Below are 14224 nucleotides of genomic sequence, written 5' to 3'. Positions count from 1 at the left end.
TCACCGGGGCGCCCGCACGAAGATGGCATCCGCCGCCACCGTTGCCGTCGCGCCGATCATGCCGAACCTGTTCCAGCCCAAGTCGAACTGGGATCGGTCGACCTTGGTTTGACCGCTGATTTGGATGGAGCCGTCCTCGAGCTCGGTGATGGTGACGGGTAGGGGCAGCGGAGCGGTGATGCCCTTGATCGTGAGGTTCGCCCGCAGATCGGCGGCTTTGCCTTTCGGCGGGCCCTCGGTGGGATGCACCGCGGTGACGACGACGCTGATCTCGCCGAAGCGCTCGACGTCGAAGAAATCGGCCGAGCGCAGGTGCCTGTCGCGGCGTTTGATTCCGGTGCTCAGCGATGCGGCGCGGATGTCGAGTCGGCCGAAGACCGCGCCCTTGCCGGTGAGTTGTCCGTCGCCGCTGAAGTCGGTGAAACGGCCCTTGACGTTCAGCAGGCCCCACATGTTTTTGACCTTGAAGGTGATGGCCGAGCGATCCGGAACGATGTTCCACACGCCGGCCATCTCGGGATCGTTGAGCAGCGTTTCCAACGTCGTCATGTCGCCTCCTTAGTCAGAACCGGTCAGAACCCGTCAGAACCGGCCTCATCTCATCAGGGGATCGATGCCGGCGGGGTCAAAGTACTCGTCGATCCGGTGGATCAGCCCGTCGGTGCCCACCTTGATCACGATGCAGACGTGTAGCGAGATCGATTGTCCGGCATGGCCGGTGGCGTGCAGGAGGTGTTGCTGGACGAAGCCGCCCACCGATCCGTCATCAAAGACCTGACGGTCCAAGATCTCGTAGTGGCGCTCGGTCGTGACGTCGATGAACCAGTCGATGACGCGCAGCGCGCGGGCCTTGTTGTCATCGCGGCGCGCACCCACCCGCCAGACGGCGATGTCGTCGCTCCACATTCGGTCGACGATCGCCTTGTCGCCCTTTTCGATCGCCGTGAACAGGCGCTCGGCCACGTCGACGATGGCCTCGGCGGTAGCGGGCATGGCTCTGGCTCCTATTCCCCGTCATATTCACGGTCGTAATATTCACGGTCGTATCCGGGATGGGCGACCGCCAGTCGCTGCCGCACCAATGTCCGCAGGCAGGCCGTGACGCCCTCCGAGTTTTCGTCGAGCTCACCCGCACGGATCGCGGCGGCCAGACCGGCCTCGTCGTCGAAACCCAGGGCGGCGAGCGCCGCACGGGCCTGCGCCGCACCGTCGTCGAGCAGTTCGCGTTCGACGGTGCGCAAGACGTTGGCGGCCACCCGCGCGTGGAAGTTGACCTGCCCGGTGGTCGCCTCTCGGACGTCGGCTTTGATGAGGCCTTCGATGAATTCGGCCACGGCCGCCACCAGCTCGGCCGCCGTCGGCCGCCCGTGCAGCTGTTCACCGGACGTCATGTGCGGGCCCCTTCCGCGAGCAGGTCGAGCAGATCCCACTCGGTTTCGCAGACGCGGCGCCCGATCGCCGCCAGTTCCACCGAGCGGACCTGCCCGCTCAGGTGACGCTCGGCCTGGTGGCGGCAGATGACGCCCCAGCGCAGCGTGGCCAGCACCAGCCACCAGTGAAGCGCCCCTCGATCGACGGTAGCCCCGCCGGCCTCTTCATAGGCGAGCAGAAAGCTCTCGATGCTGCCCAGCCCGCCGGCGCCGAGGCTCGGCGGGGCGCCGAACCGCCAGGCCCGGATGCAAAACCAGGCCAGGTCTTCGTAGGCCTGCCCGACGTGCACCAGCTCCCAGTCCAGAACGGCGGCGAGGTCGGATCCGTCGACGATGAGGTTTCCCATCCGGAAGTCGCCGTGCACCAGCACGCTGGGCGACGGCTGCGGCTGGTGGGCCGCCAGCCAGCGAAACCCCCACTCGAAGGTGGCCGTGGTGTCGCCCATCGCGTCGAGGCGCTCGCGCCATTCGTCCAGTTGGTTCTCGTGTGTGAGGCCGGGCAGGTTCTGCTCGGCGCGGTGGATGGCGGCCAGTGCCCGGGCGCACTGTTGGAGCAGCCGCGCCCGGCCCTGTTGCCCATCGGTGCTGTCGAGCTGACGCTGGATGCGCCGAACGATGGTCTCGCCCTTGATCTCGTCGCAGACGAGGTACGGATTGCCCAGTGCGGCAGGCGAATCGTCGGCGACGAGGATGTGCGGGACGGGCGCCCCGGCGGCGGCTGCCGCGGCCTGCGCTCGTGCTTCCAGTTCCATGCCGGCGTGCACGTCGTCGGGTGGGCCGGTGCGCAGGATGAGCGAACGGCGTTGGCCGTCCGTGACCGCGTCGAAGGCCCACGTGGCTCGGCTGGCGCCACCGGTGAGTGCGCGCAGGTTGTCGATACGCACGTCGGCGCCCAGTGCCGGGCCCAACACCGCGGGCAATCCCTCCTGCAAATTCACGTGCAAATTCACTTGCTGCCAAACTTGAACAACCGCTGGGCCACTCGGCGGATCTGAATCTCCTCGGCGCCCTCGGTGATCCGGTAGCGGCGGTGATGGCGGTAGATGTGCTCGAACGGTTCGTGACGGCTGTAGCCGAGACCGCCGAAGATCTGCATCGCACGGTCCGCGGCGTCGCAGACCAGCCGGTTGGCGCGGTAGTTCGCCATCGACACCTTGTCGGAGACCTCCATGTGGTGGTTGCGGTCCAGGTGCCACGCTGCGTACTGCACCAGCAGCCGCACCATCTGGGCCTCGGTCTGCAGCTCCGCCAGTGGCCATTGCACGGCCTGGTTGACCGACAGCGGCTTGCCGAACACCGTGCGCCGACCCGCGTATTCGGCGGCGCGGTCGATGCAGTATTGCGCCGCACCCAGGCTGCTGGCGGCCTGACGAATCCGGTTCTCGTGCAAGAACGTCTGCGCGACCTCCAGGCCGCGGTCCACCTCACCGAGCACCGCGTCAGCCGGCACCCGCACGTCGGTCAGCTCCACTTCGCCGTGGTCGGTGGGCATGTTAAAAGTCCACCAGTAGTACGGCACATCGAATCCCGGCGCATCGGTGGGGACCAGAAACGCGGTGATGCCGCGGGCCTGCCCGGGCTCACCGGAGGTGCGGGCGAAGATCAGGTCATGGGTGGCGCGATGCACGCCGGTGTTGAATCGCTTGGAGCCGTTGATCACCCACTCGTCTCCGTCTTGCTTGGCGTGGGTTTCCAGCCAGGTCGCATCGGAGCCGTGCGCGGGCTCGGTGAGGCCAAACGCCATCGAGCGTTCGCCGGTGATCAGCGCTTCTGACCAGGCCCGGCGTTGCTCGTCGGTGCCGAAGCGCTCCATCATGATCACCTGCGGGAAGTTCCCGACGATCGAGGATTCGTTCTGCAGGTCGTTGTGCAGGCCAAGACCCTTGTGCGCCAAGTGTTCCCGAATGACGGCCATGTCGACGTTGGAGCCGTCGCGCCCGCCCAGCGAGGCCGGTAACCCGTAGCGCAGCCAGCCGGCCGCATCGGCCCGCCGGCGCATCTCGGCCAGCAGGTCCTCCCACTCGCGTGTCGGGATGCCGTCGTTGTCCCAATCGGTGCGGGCGTGCTCTCGGCGCTGGTCGAAGTACTGCATGTTCTCGGCCTGCAGCGGAGCGATTTCGCGCTCGATGAAAGCGTCCATGTCGGCAAGCAATCCCGGAAGGTGTTCCGGCAGGGTGAAATCCACGATGATTCTCCTCGAAATTTCGTTATGCGCCGTAGAGCGTTTTCTTCCAGACCGTCGACAGGGTTGCGATGGCTTCCTGGTCGCTGACTTCCAACCCGAGGCCGGACGGTCCAACGACCACGGTGGTGAAGTTTTCGAACAGCAGCGCGATGGCGGCCGCAATGTGTTCGGGGTTGAGCTCGGCCCCGTAACCCTGTTCCTGGGCGCGGCGGACCGAGGCGGCCACGATGTCCATGCCGAAACGCCGAAATTCGTTCTGGACGGCCGCGAAACGCTGCTGGGTGGCGCCCAGCTGGGCGACGGCGATCATGATGCCGATGTTCTGCTTGAAGATGTTCCAATAGCCGGTGACCACCGAGGTGAAGAACGCGTCGTCGTCGGGCGACTCCGGCAGGCGAACGCTCAGCCCGGACGGTGCCACGACCTCGTGTAGAAACGACTCGGCCAGCGCGGCCAGCAGGTCTTCCTTGTCAGCGAAGTACCGGTAGAACACCGCCGGCGATTTACCGGCGGCGGAGGTGATGTCGGCCAGCGTGGTGCCGTGAAAGCCGCGCTCGGCGAACAGTTTACGGGCGGCCTGTTCGATGGCCTGCCTGGTCTGGCGGCCCTTGGAGGTCAGCTCTCCCGACGGCATCAGGCCCCCGGCACTTAATGTCTCTGTCGGTCGCCGGCACGCAACAGCGCGCTCGGCAGATCATGGCCGACAACCGACTTCGCGACTTCGGCCGCGGCGATGGCGGCCTGCAGGTCGACGTCGACTTCGATGTCGCTGTCGCGCAGCAGGTACACCAGATCCTCGGTGGCGATGTTGCCGGTGGCGCCGGGTGCGAACGGGCAGCCGCCCAGCCCGCCGACCGAGGCATCCAGGCGGGTGACCCCGGCGCTGACCGCCGCGTAGGCGCTGGCCAGCCCGGCGCCGCGGGTGTTGTGGAAGTGCCCGCCCAGTGGCATGTCGCCGAGGATCGGACGTAGTTGCGAGACAAGCGAACTCACCCTGCGCGGGGTGGTGGTGCCGATGGTGTCGGCGATCGAGAACCGGTCCACGCCCCGCTCGCGGGCGGCGGCGGCGATGTCGAGGACCCGCTGCGGCGGGGTGGGGCCCTCGAATGGGGAGTCCCACGCCGTCGCGACGATCACCTCGACCGTGACCCCACTGCCGTGCGCGATGGCGATGATCTCGCCGATCTCGTTGGTGGCCTCGGCGCTGGTGCGCCCCACGTTGGCCTTGCTGAACGTGTCGTCTGCCGCCACGACGTACTCGATCGACCGCAGGCCGGCGGCGACGGCCCGTTTGGCCCCGCCGGGGCTGGCGACTAAGGCCGAGAACTCGATGTCGGGGTAGTTGTGCAGCTGTGCCGCGAGTTCGGCGGCGTCGGCCATGGACGGCACCTTGGTGGGGGAGACGAACGCGGTGGCCTCCACCTCGCGGACTCCCGTGGCGGCCACGGCCGCGAGCAGTTCCAGCTTGGCCGACAACGGGATTGGCTTTTCGATCTGCAGGCCGTCACGCAGGGAGATCTCGCGAATGTCGACGTGCGTCATAGCACCTCCTCGGCCCTAAGCTCCTCGAGTTCCTCGGCGGTCTTGCCCAGCAGCCCGATGTAGACGTCGTCGTTGTGCTGTCCGGGACGCGCCGGGCCGGCGTTGCGGACCGCGCCCGGGGATTCGGAGAGCAGCGGCACGATTCCCGGTCCCAGCACGTTACGCCCGACGCGTTCGTCGTAGTGCTCGACCAGCATGCCGCGCGCCCGCAGCTGTGGGTCGTCGACCACCTCGGCGACCGTGTTGATCGGCCCCGAGATCACGCCTGCGGCGGACAGCGTTTCGATGATTTCGCCGGGTTGCCGTTCGGCGGCCCACGCGCCGATGATCTTGTCGAGCTCGTCCTGGTTGCGCCCGCGCGCCCCATGCGTGGCGAAGCGATCGTCGGTGGCCAGTTCCGGGCGGCCCATCGCCGCGCACAGGCGCGCGAACACGGTGTCCTGGTTCGCGGCGATCACCACCCACGAACCGTCGGCGCTGCGATAGATGTTGGACGGCGCGATGCCCTCCAGTCGGGTGCCCGACGGCCCGCGCACCACGCCGCCGACGTCGTAATCGGGAATCGTGGATTCCTGTACGGCCAAACATGATTCGGTGAGCGCGACGTCGACGACCTGGCCGCGGCCGGTCACGCCGCGGCGGTAGAGCGCGGCCAGCGCGCCCTGGGCGCCGAACATCCCGGCCAGGCTGTCGCCGAGCGAAAGCGCGAGCCGGGGCGGCGGGCCGCCCGGAAAGCCGTTGAGGTACCTCAGCCCGCTGGCGGCCTCGGCCACCGAGGCGTAGCCCGCCTTGTGTGCGTCCGGCCCGGTCTGCCCGTAGCCGGATACCCGGACCAGGATGATGCCCGGGTTGCGTTCGCTGAGGACGTCGTAGCCCAGGTTCCACTTCTCCAGCGTGCCGGGCCGGAAGTTCTCGACCACGATGTCGGATTTTTCGACGAGCTCGCAGAACAGCTCGCGGCCGCGCGGCCGGCGCAGGTCGAGCGTGATCGCCCGCTTGTTGCGCGCGTGCACGGTCCAGAAGACGTGGTGCCCGTCGAGCTCGGCCTGGCCCCACGTGCGCAACGGGTCCGGGGCGCCGGGCGGTTCCACCTTGATGACATCGGCGCCCATGTCGCCGAGTAACCGGCCCGCAAACGGTCCGGCGATCAGGGTGCCCAGCTCGAGCACCCGGATGCCGGCCAGCGGGCCGGTAGGAGTCATGCGGTCTCCGCGAAGTCGTGGCGTATCAGCCAGTCGGTGATGATCTCGACGGCCTGCCGCAGCTTATCGCGCTGGTCGGGGCCGGCGTAATAGTGCGTGGCGCCCGGGATTTCGTGCATCTCCTTGTCGGGGTGTCCGATCGCCTCGAACAGCCGCCGGGTGTGGCTGGGCGTGCAGGCATCGTCGGCCAGGTTGCCGATCACCAGAGCGGGGACCGCGATATCGCGCCCACACTCCACGCCGTCGCCGCGGGCTTCGTCGTAGCTCCACTGCGAGAGCCAGCCGCGCAGGGTCGAGAAGCGGGCCAGCCCAACGGGGCTCATGTTCACCACTTGGGGATCGCCCAGGTAGCACGTGCCCGGGGTGCGTTCGTTGGGGTCGACGGTGGGGTCCAGCCAGCGCGGGTCGGCCATGGTGCCGTGCACGACGAATCCGAACTCGTCGTCGGGGCGGCCGGCGGCCTTGAGTTCGTCGAGCTTTTTCCGGACCCACGCGGTGATCCGCCGGTTGCGCTCGATCTGAGCCTGCCGGTAGCGCGCGAGGAACTCTTCGCTGTAAGGCGGCTGGTTGGGGTTGTCGGGGTTGTACAGGTCGAGTTCGGGATCGCGCTTGGTGGGGTCGGATTCGTCGAGGATGGATGCGTCCAGCCATTCGGTCAGCGTGCCGTGCCGGCTGATGTGCGCGGCGAGCAACATGATCCCGTCGGCGGCGGGCAGGTCCAGCGCGGTGAGATCGGGGCCGTCGCCGGACGGGCTCGACGTGATGGTCGCGTGCTGCGCCTGCTGCTGGTAGAACACCGACAGCGAACCGCCGCCACTCCACCCGGCCAGCACGACCTTCTCGTAGCCCAGCCGCTTCTTGGCGTCCTTGATGCACTCGCCGAGATCTTCGACCACCTTCTCCATCAGCAGCGCCGAATCTGTGCCGCGGAACCGGCTGTTGCAGTAGATGACGTGGTGGCCGGCCCGGGCCAGGCCGTTGATCATCGGCAGGTATGCGCCGCCGCCGATCGGGTGCATGAACACCAGCACGGTGTCCGACGGCTTGTTGGGCTTGAGCAGATAGCTCTCCAGCACGGTGATCTCGGCTAGCCCGCCGTAGACATCGCGGACGCTCGAATTGTTCTGGAAAGCAACGAGATACGGGATTCGGTCGTATTCGTGTTTCACGGCGGAGTTCACGGCGGAGTTCACGAGTGCTGTCCTAGGTCGTGCGCCAGCACCTCGGCCGAGGGTGTCAGGCGCCGGCGCGTGTCGATGGCGATGACTTGCCAGTCGACGCGCGAATGCTCGTCGAATTTGCGGCGGGCCCGCTCCCGGGCCTTCTCCGGCGCGCCATGGTGAACCCCTTGCGGCGCATGGGAAATCAGGCCCGGCGGCATCGGGATGCCGTAGAGCGAGCCGCCGTGAAAGAAGGCGATCTCGTCGTAGTCGACGTTGCGGTGATACCAGGGTGTGCGCTCGGTGCCCGGGATGCCTTCGGCCGGCCTGGGCAAGAAATTCATCACGTAGACGCCGGTGGCCTGCATGAACAAATGGACGGTCGGCGGCAGGTGGACGCTGTCGGAGGTGATGACGTTGTAGTCGGCGATGTTGAATGTGAACGCGAAGTTGTCGCCGCGCCAGCCTTCGACATCGATCGGATTGTGTTGGTAGTAAAGCGTCGTCGGGCCGCCCTCGTGTACCAGGCGGACCTCGTACTCGTCACGGCCGTCATCCTCGATCGGTTCCGGCTCGGGGATCGTCGCCTGCGACGGGTCGAAAGGGAAGTGACGGCCCAGCGACCCGGGCGGCGGCACCCGGAATTCGTCACTGGACTCGATCATCAACAGCGTGGTCTCGCGGTCGGGCACCTGGCGCCAGGTGCACGCCTTGGGGATGTAGACCCAGTCGCCTTCGCGGTAGCGCAGCGGCCCGAACTCGGTCTCCAGCAGCCCGGTGCCGTCGTGGACGAAGCACAGCAGATCCCCGTCGACATGGCGGGCGTAGAACGGCATCGGGTCATGCCGACGGCTCAGCAGGATGCGGCAGTCGGCGTTGCTGAACATCAGCAGCGGGCCACCGTTGGCGTCGGTGGCGTCGCTGGGTTTGAGTTCGCTGGACAACACGTCGAGGGGGCGCAGCGGGCCCACCGAGCGGTAGGCGGTGGGGTCGTTGCGGCGGTAGATGTTGGCGGTTCGGCCGACGAAGCCGCCGCGCCCCAGCTCGTCGTCTTTGAGGCCGTCAAGATCGGCGTGCAGCCGGCGCGGCGTTTTCCCTTTTCGCAGGTGAACGAAGGATTCCATGGAGACTCCAGGCTCGGGCAGGGGAATAAGACAGCACAAAACTGAAAGTGACATTACTTTCTCTTTTGTTGGCACACAAGGGTCCGTTGTGTCGCCGATCAACCGGGGCCGAGACGCGCGTCAATCGCGGACGCGGACGACGACCTTCCCCTTGGCGGTGCGGTTCTCGAGTGACGCGACCGCCGCGGCGGCCTGCTCCAGCGGGTAGACCTCGGGCGTGGGCGGCGTCAGCCGGCCCGAGCTGAGCAGGCCCTCGAGGCCGGCCCACTGCTCGGCGAGCGCGTCCGGGTGCGTGGCCGTCCAGGCGCCCCAGCCCACGCCGACGACGTCAATGTTGTTGAGCAGCAGCCGGTTCACCTTCACGGTCGGAATCTCCCCGCCGGTGAACCCGATGACCAGCAGCCGCCCGCCCGGGGCGAGCGAGCGCAATGAATCGGTGAACCGATCGCCTCCGACCGGGTCGACGACAACGTCGACGCCGCGGCCGCCGGTGAGCTCCTTGACCGCGTCCTTGAACCCTTCGGCCAGCACCACATCGGTGGCGCCGGCCGCCGTCGCGACGTCCGCCTTGTCTTCGGTGCTGACGACCGCGATGGTTCGCGACGCCCCGAGCAACGACGCCAGCCGCAGCGTCGACGTCCCGATCCCGCCGGCGGCGCCGTGCACCAGCACCGTCTCACCCTCGCCCAACCGGCCGCGCACGGTCAGCGCGAAGTACACCGTCAGGTCGTTGAACAACAGGCCAGCGCCCGCCTCGAAACTCACGTTGTCCGGAAGCTTGAACACCCGATCGGGTGAGAGGATCGCGACCTCGGCCATGCCGCCGGACAGCATCGTCAGGCCGACGACCCTGTCGCCGGGACCCACGTGAGCGCCGTCCGGCGCGGAGCGCACGACGCCGGCGATCTCCGCGCCGAGCACGAACGGCGGCTCCGGCCGGTACTGATAGAGGCCACGGGTCAGCAGCGCGTCGGGGAATGCCGCGCCGGCGGCGTGCACCTCGACAACCACGCCATCACCCGCGGGTTCGTCGACGTCGCTTACCTCGATCGCGTCAGGACCATCCAGCCGAGTCACCCGTGCAGCGCGCATGGTCGGACAGCCTACTTTCAGCTCAGAATCCGCCGGCGACCCGCACCACCGCCCGGCCGGTGAATGCGCCGGCACGCACCCGATCGATCACACCGACGACGTCTTTGACGTCGACGTCGCTGACGACCGCGTCCAGATGACGCGGCCGCAACGAGTCGCCCAGCAGCGCCCACAACTTCCGGCGCCGGGCGATCGGCAGCAGCACCGAGTCCATCCCCAGCAGCGCGACGCCGCGCAGAATGAACGGCATCACCGTGGTGTGCAGGGCCGGACCCCCGGTGAGGCCGCTGGCGGCCACCGCCCCGCCGTAGTCGACGGCGCTGAGCACATCGGCCAGCGTCGCGCCGCCCACGCAGTCCACCGCCCCGGCCCAGCGCGCCTTGGCCAGCGGCCGCGGTTTGGCGTCGGGATCCTCGGGCAGGCGCCCGATAACCTCCGCGGCGCCAAGCTCTTTGAGCAACTCGGCGGCCTCTTCCTTGCCGCTCGAGGCCACCACTCGATAGCCGGCGGCGGACAGTAGGTCCACGCTGACGGAGCCGACCCCACCGGAGGCCCCGGTGACGACGACGGATCCGGCGTCCGGCTTGATGCCCCAGTCGATCAGCGCCTGCACACTCATCGCGGCCGTGAACCCGGCGGTGCCGATCGCGGCGCCCTCGTGCGGGCGCAACGCGCCGAGCGCCACCACCTGGTCGGCCGGCAGTCGGGCGTATTCCGCGTAGCCGCCGTGATGGCCGGTGCCGATCGCGTACCCGTGAGCCAGCACCTGGTCGCCGATGGCGAAATCGGCCGACTGCGACTCGACCACTTCGCCGGTCAGGTCGATGCCCGGCACCACCGGGTAATCGCGCACCACGCCGCCTTTCGGCGTCAGCGCCAGCGCGTCTTTGAAGTTGACGCTCGAATACAAGACCCGGATGGTCACCTCACCGGGCGGTAGGTCGGATGGGCTCAGTGTCTCGACCGACGCAGTGATCCGGTCACCGTCTTGGCGCGCGACCAGCGCGTGAAAAGTGTCCATTCCTCGACGCTAACCTCACCGTATGGATTCCTTTCCACTCGGTCGCGTTTCCGTCGCCCGCATCGGCTTCGGCGCGATGCAACTGCCCGGCCCGAACGCATTCGGGCCACCGCGGGATCGCGACGAGGCGCTGGCGGTGCTGCGCCGCGCCGTCGAGCTCGGCGTCAACCACATCGACACCGCTCAGTTCTACGGCCCCGACGTCGCCAACGAGCTGATCCGCGAGGCGTTGCATCCGTATCCGGAGAACTTGGCCCTGGTGAGCAAGGTCGGCGGCCACCGCGACGACACCGGCGCCTGGCTGCCGTTTACCGAGCCCGCCGACTTGCGCCGAGACATTGAAATGAATCTGCTCACTCTCGGCGTGGACCAGCTTGCCGCGGTCAACCTGCGAGTGTTCGAAAGTGACGGGCCGGACCAATTGTTCGACGACCAGCTCTCGGTCATGATCCAAGCCCGTGACGAGGGATTGATTGGCGGCATCGGGCTGAGCAACATCAACCGCGACCACTTACTGCACGCGCTGGAGCGCACCGAGATCGCCTGTGTGCAAAACGCTTTCAACCTGATTCACCGGGAGTCGGCCGCGGTGCTGGACGAATGCACGGCCCGGGGCATCGCGTTCGTTCCATTCTTCCCGCTGGGGGCCGCCTTCGTGCAGCCGAACCCGGTCCTCACCAACCCGCTGGTGCAGCAGATCGCGGAGCGGATCGGGCGCACCCCGGCCCAGGTCGCATTGGCGTGGACGCTGAGCGTGGCACCCAACGTGCTGCTCATCCCGGGCACCTCGTCCGTGCGGCACCTGGAGGAGAACCTCGACGTTGCCTCGATCGAGCTCGATGAGGAAAGCCGCGAACGGCTGAACGCGGTCGGTTGATGCGCGTCAGACCCGCGACCGCCGCCGATGCCGCGGCGTGCGTCGAGATCTACCGCCCGTACGTGCTGGACACCGTGATCACGTTCGAGACGGAGGTGCCGACGGTCGAGGAAATGGCGGAGCGCATCGTCAACGCGCGGGTGACGCACGAATGGCTGGTACTCGACGTCGACGGGGACGTCATCGGTTACGCCTATGCGCACCAGTTCAATTCGCGCGCCGCCTACCAGTGGTCGGTCGAGACCAGCGTCTACCTCGCCCAGGACCGGCGACGCGAGGGCGGTGGCCGTATGCTCTACGCCGAACTGCTGCGCCGGCTCACCGAACGCGGTTTCCGGCGCGCGTTCGCCGGCATCGCCCAACCCAACGACGCCAGCAATGCGTTTCATCAGACGTTCGGCTTTCGGCCCGCGGGCCACTACCGCAGGGTCGGATGGAAACTCGGCGCGTGGCACGACGTCTCGTGGTGGCAGCTCGACCTGCCCGGGCCCGACGACGCCGACCCGCCGCGGCCGATCGCTACTTGAGCTCAGCCGACGACAGGCCCAGCAGGCGACGCGCGACCACCAGCTGCTGGATCTGCTGCGTGCCCTCGAAGATGTCCATGATCTTGGAGTCGCGCGCCCACTTCTCGAGCAGCGTGTGCTCGGAATAGCCCGTGGTGCCGACCAATTCGACGGCCTTGAGGGTGATGTCGCTACCCACCCGTCCGGCCTTGGCCTTGGCCATGGACGCCTCTTTGGAGTTGGGGATCTTGTTGTCCGCCTGCCACGCCGCGCGCAGGGTCAGCTGGTAGCTGGCCTCCCAGTCGGCCTCCATCCGCAGGAATTCGGCCGCGGCGGCACTTTGGACGTGTGACGGCTTGTCGTAGGAGATCTCGACACCGGCCTCCGTCAGGATCTTGCGCAGTTCCTCCAGCGCTGCCCGGGCGATCCCAATGGCCATCGCGGCCACCACCGGACGGGTGTTGTCGAACGTCTCCATTACGCCGGAAAACCCTTTGCCCGATTCGATTTCGGGGTTACCGAGCAGGTTGTCCTTCGGAATGCGGGCGTTGTCGAACCGGATGACGGCGGTGTCGGAGCCCTTGATGCCGAGCTTGTTCTCCAGTCGCTCGACGGTGACGCCGGGGTGTTCGCGCGGAACGATGAACGACTTGATCGCCGGCCGCCCCTGCGATTTGTCGAGCGTCGCCCACACCACGATGTGGGTGGCCCGCGAACCCGCTGTGACGAAGATCTTTTCGCCGTTGATCACGTATTCGTCACCGTCGAGCGTGGCAGTGGTTGATACCGCCGCGGAGTCGGATCCGAAGCCCGGTTCGGTGATGGCCATCGCCGCCCAGACCCGGCCCAGCCGCTGCAGTTGCTCGTCGGTGGCCACACCGGAGATCGCCGCGTTGCCCAGGCCCTGATAGGGGATCGACAGCATCATCGCCGCGTCGCCCCAGCAGGCCTCCAAAGTCTGCAGGACCGCGGCCATGTTGGCGCCGTTGCGGTTTTCTTCCTTGCTTTCACCGCTGCGGAACGCCTCGGCCCCGGCGAGACCCAGGGCGTTGGACTCGGCTGCTCCGGCGAACAGGCTGGCCAACGTGTCTAGCTCGACCGGGTAGGCGTGCTCTTTGAGGTCGTACTTGCGGGCGATCGGTCGCATCAGCTCCGCGCCGGCCTGGTGCGCTTTGTCGATCACCGCGTGCATTTTGCGGGGCAGTTCCAGATTGATTGCCATGATTGGTCTTTCGCTTGAGAAGTCCGACTTGGATGACTACTTAGATGACCAGTTAGATGACGACGACGCCCTCGGCGACACCGATGGCCCGCAGGTCCCGGTACCAGCGTTCGACCGGGTGCTCCTTCGTGTAGCCGTGGCCGCCGAGCAGTTGCACGCCGTCCAGCCCGATCTGCATGCCCTTGTCGGCGCCGAGCCGCTTGGCCAGCGCCGCCTCGCGGGCGAACGGAAGCCCCTGTTCGGCGCGCGCCGCCCCGCGCCAAGTGATCAGCCGCAGCCCGTCGAGTTCGATGGCGATATTGGCGCACATGAACGCAACGGCTTGGCGGTGGGCGATCGGCTCGCCGAACGCTTCGCGCTCTTTGACATACGGGATGACGTAGTCGAGGACCGCGTGCGATGTGCCGACGGCCAGTGCCGCCCAGCCCAGCCGCGACAGCGCGAGCGCCTCGGAGTAGTCGTCGTCGGTCGCCTCGTCCTCGCCCAGCCGGGCGCTGGCCGGAACCGACACGCCGGAGAGTTCGACCTGGCCCAGCGCCGCGGAACGAATCCCCATGCTCGGATCCGCCTTGACGGTAAGGCCTTTGGCGGACGACTCGACGATGAATAGCGCCGGTTTGCCGTTCAGCTGCGCACCGACGATGAACAGCTCGGCGTCGGCTGCGGCGGGGACCAACGACTTGACCCCGTCGAGCCGGTATCCGCTCGGTGTCCGCACGGCGGTCGTCTTCAGCCGGGTGGGATCGAACAGCGGTTGCGGCTCCGCGATGGCCACACAGGCCTGCGGGACGTTCTCGCCGGCGAACTCCGGCAGGTAGGTGGCCTGCTGGTCCGCGCTGACCCATTGGGGCCTGTCTCTTATA

16 protein-coding genes are annotated in these 14224 nt (G+C 67.5%); 2 read left to right on the top strand and 14 right to left on the bottom strand.

Translation table 11 applies throughout. The features are described 5' to 3' along the window. The 12 genes from A5744_RS21685 to A5744_RS21630 form a co-directional block, all read right to left on the bottom strand. Entirely contained in the window at positions 1–549 is a 549-nt protein-coding gene (locus A5744_RS21685) for a YceI family protein (RefSeq protein WP_076064434.1), read from the bottom strand. Positions 550–594: 45 nt separating this feature from the next. Beyond that, positions 595–993 (bottom strand): nuclear transport factor 2 family protein, encoded by a 399-nt coding sequence (locus tag A5744_RS21680; RefSeq protein ID WP_076064433.1) that lies wholly within the window; start codon positions 991–993, stop codon positions 595–597. A gap of 11 nt (positions 994–1004) precedes the next feature. Beyond that, the gene (locus tag A5744_RS21675; RefSeq protein ID WP_076064432.1) at positions 1005–1391 is read right to left on the bottom strand and encodes a DUF6285 domain-containing protein; all 387 of its coding nucleotides are present in this window, start codon (positions 1389–1391) and stop codon (positions 1005–1007) included. Beyond that, positions 1388–2368, bottom strand: coding sequence for a phosphotransferase family protein (locus A5744_RS21670; protein ID WP_240563143.1), 981 nt, complete (start codon positions 2366–2368; stop codon positions 1388–1390). The genes A5744_RS21675 and A5744_RS21670 overlap by 4 nt, the downstream gene beginning before the upstream one ends. 8 nt (positions 2369–2376) lie before the next feature. Beyond that, positions 2377–3615, bottom strand: coding sequence for an acyl-CoA dehydrogenase family protein (locus tag A5744_RS21665; protein ID WP_076064430.1), 1239 nt, complete (start codon positions 3613–3615; stop codon positions 2377–2379). Between the two features lie 22 nt (positions 3616–3637). Then, on the bottom strand, positions 3638–4249 hold the full coding sequence (locus A5744_RS21660; protein ID WP_076064429.1) for a TetR/AcrR family transcriptional regulator: 612 nt from the start codon (positions 4247–4249) through the stop codon (positions 3638–3640). A 14-nt stretch (positions 4250–4263) separates the two neighbouring features. Then, a complete protein-coding gene (locus A5744_RS21655; RefSeq protein ID WP_076064428.1) occupies positions 4264–5157 on the bottom strand; it encodes a hydroxymethylglutaryl-CoA lyase in 894 nt (297 codons plus the stop codon). Then, complete coding sequence (locus A5744_RS21650) at positions 5154–6359, bottom strand: CoA transferase (protein WP_076064427.1); 1206 nt, start codon at positions 6357–6359, stop codon at positions 5154–5156. The genes A5744_RS21655 and A5744_RS21650 overlap by 4 nt, the downstream gene beginning before the upstream one ends. Next, entirely contained in the window at positions 6356–7528 is a 1173-nt protein-coding gene (locus tag A5744_RS21645; RefSeq protein ID WP_076064539.1) for an alpha/beta fold hydrolase, read from the bottom strand. The genes A5744_RS21650 and A5744_RS21645 overlap by 4 nt, the downstream gene beginning before the upstream one ends. A 20-nt stretch (positions 7529–7548) precedes the next feature. Beyond that, positions 7549–8643 carry a homogentisate 1,2-dioxygenase gene (locus A5744_RS21640; RefSeq protein WP_076064426.1) on the bottom strand — a complete coding sequence of 365 codons (1095 nt, stop codon included), beginning with the start codon at positions 8641–8643 and terminating at the stop codon, positions 7549–7551. Between the two features lie 120 nt (positions 8644–8763). Next, positions 8764–9735: an NADPH:quinone oxidoreductase family protein gene (locus A5744_RS21635; RefSeq protein ID WP_076064425.1), complete on the bottom strand. Its 972-nt coding sequence runs from the start codon at positions 9733–9735 to the stop codon at positions 8764–8766. Positions 9736–9757: 22 nt separating this feature from the next. Next, on the bottom strand, positions 9758–10756 hold the full coding sequence (locus tag A5744_RS21630; RefSeq protein ID WP_076064424.1) for an acryloyl-CoA reductase: 999 nt from the start codon (positions 10754–10756) through the stop codon (positions 9758–9760). Between the two features lie 22 nt (positions 10757–10778). Here A5744_RS21630 and A5744_RS21625 point away from each other — a divergent pair, with 22 nt between their 5' ends. Both A5744_RS21625 and A5744_RS21620 read left to right on the top strand, forming a co-directional pair. Beyond that, entirely contained in the window at positions 10779–11633 is an 855-nt protein-coding gene (locus A5744_RS21625; protein ID WP_076064423.1) for an oxidoreductase, read from the top strand. Then, positions 11633–12160, top strand: coding sequence for an arsinothricin resistance N-acetyltransferase ArsN1 family B (locus A5744_RS21620; protein WP_076064422.1), 528 nt, complete (start codon positions 11633–11635; stop codon positions 12158–12160). The genes A5744_RS21625 and A5744_RS21620 overlap by 1 nt, the downstream gene beginning before the upstream one ends. On the opposite strand, the gene A5744_RS21615 is transcribed toward A5744_RS21620, so the two are convergent. Both A5744_RS21615 and A5744_RS21610 read right to left on the bottom strand, forming a co-directional pair. Next, complete coding sequence (locus A5744_RS21615; protein WP_076064421.1) at positions 12153–13361, bottom strand: acyl-CoA dehydrogenase family protein; 1209 nt, start codon at positions 13359–13361, stop codon at positions 12153–12155. The genes A5744_RS21620 and A5744_RS21615 overlap by 8 nt on opposite strands. Before the next feature lie 52 nt (positions 13362–13413). Beyond that, positions 13414–14224: acyl-CoA dehydrogenase (locus tag A5744_RS21610; RefSeq protein ID WP_139331450.1), on the bottom strand; the 811-nt coding region annotated here is incomplete at its 5' end.

This window comes from Mycobacterium sp. IS-1264, from assembly GCF_001954195.1.
Lineage (GTDB): Bacteria > Actinomycetota > Actinomycetes > Mycobacteriales > Mycobacteriaceae > Mycobacterium.
This window is presented reverse-complemented; position numbering and strand designations above follow the sequence as displayed.

Bases quoted from the DNA above. Each gene is read 5' to 3' on its own strand.
- A5744_RS21685 (WP_076064434.1), bottom strand. From the start codon at position 549: ATGACGACGTTGGAAACGCTGCTCAACGATCCCGAGATGGCCGGCGTG.
- A5744_RS21680 (WP_076064433.1), bottom strand. From the start codon at position 993: ATGCCCGCTACCGCCGAGGCCATCGTCGACGTGGCCGAGCGCCTGTTC.
- A5744_RS21675 (WP_076064432.1), bottom strand. From the start codon at position 1,391: ATGACGTCCGGTGAACAGCTGCACGGGCGGCCGACGGCGGCCGAGCTG.
- A5744_RS21660 (WP_076064429.1), bottom strand. From the start codon at position 4,249: ATGCCGTCGGGAGAGCTGACCTCCAAGGGCCGCCAGACCAGGCAGGCC.
- A5744_RS21655 (WP_076064428.1), bottom strand. From the start codon at position 5,157: ATGACGCACGTCGACATTCGCGAGATCTCCCTGCGTGACGGCCTGCAG.
- A5744_RS21650 (WP_076064427.1), bottom strand. From the start codon at position 6,359: ATGACTCCTACCGGCCCGCTGGCCGGCATCCGGGTGCTCGAGCTGGGC.
- A5744_RS21640 (WP_076064426.1), bottom strand. From the start codon at position 8,643: ATGGAATCCTTCGTTCACCTGCGAAAAGGGAAAACGCCGCGCCGGCTG.
- A5744_RS21635 (WP_076064425.1), bottom strand. From the start codon at position 9,735: ATGCGCGCTGCACGGGTGACTCGGCTGGATGGTCCTGACGCGATCGAG.
- A5744_RS21630 (WP_076064424.1), bottom strand. From the start codon at position 10,756: ATGGACACTTTTCACGCGCTGGTCGCGCGCCAAGACGGTGACCGGATC.
- A5744_RS21625 (WP_076064423.1), top strand. From the start codon at position 10,779: ATGGATTCCTTTCCACTCGGTCGCGTTTCCGTCGCCCGCATCGGCTTC.
- A5744_RS21620 (WP_076064422.1), top strand. From the start codon at position 11,633: ATGCGCGTCAGACCCGCGACCGCCGCCGATGCCGCGGCGTGCGTCGAG.
- A5744_RS21615 (WP_076064421.1), bottom strand. From the start codon at position 13,361: ATGGCAATCAATCTGGAACTGCCCCGCAAAATGCACGCGGTGATCGAC.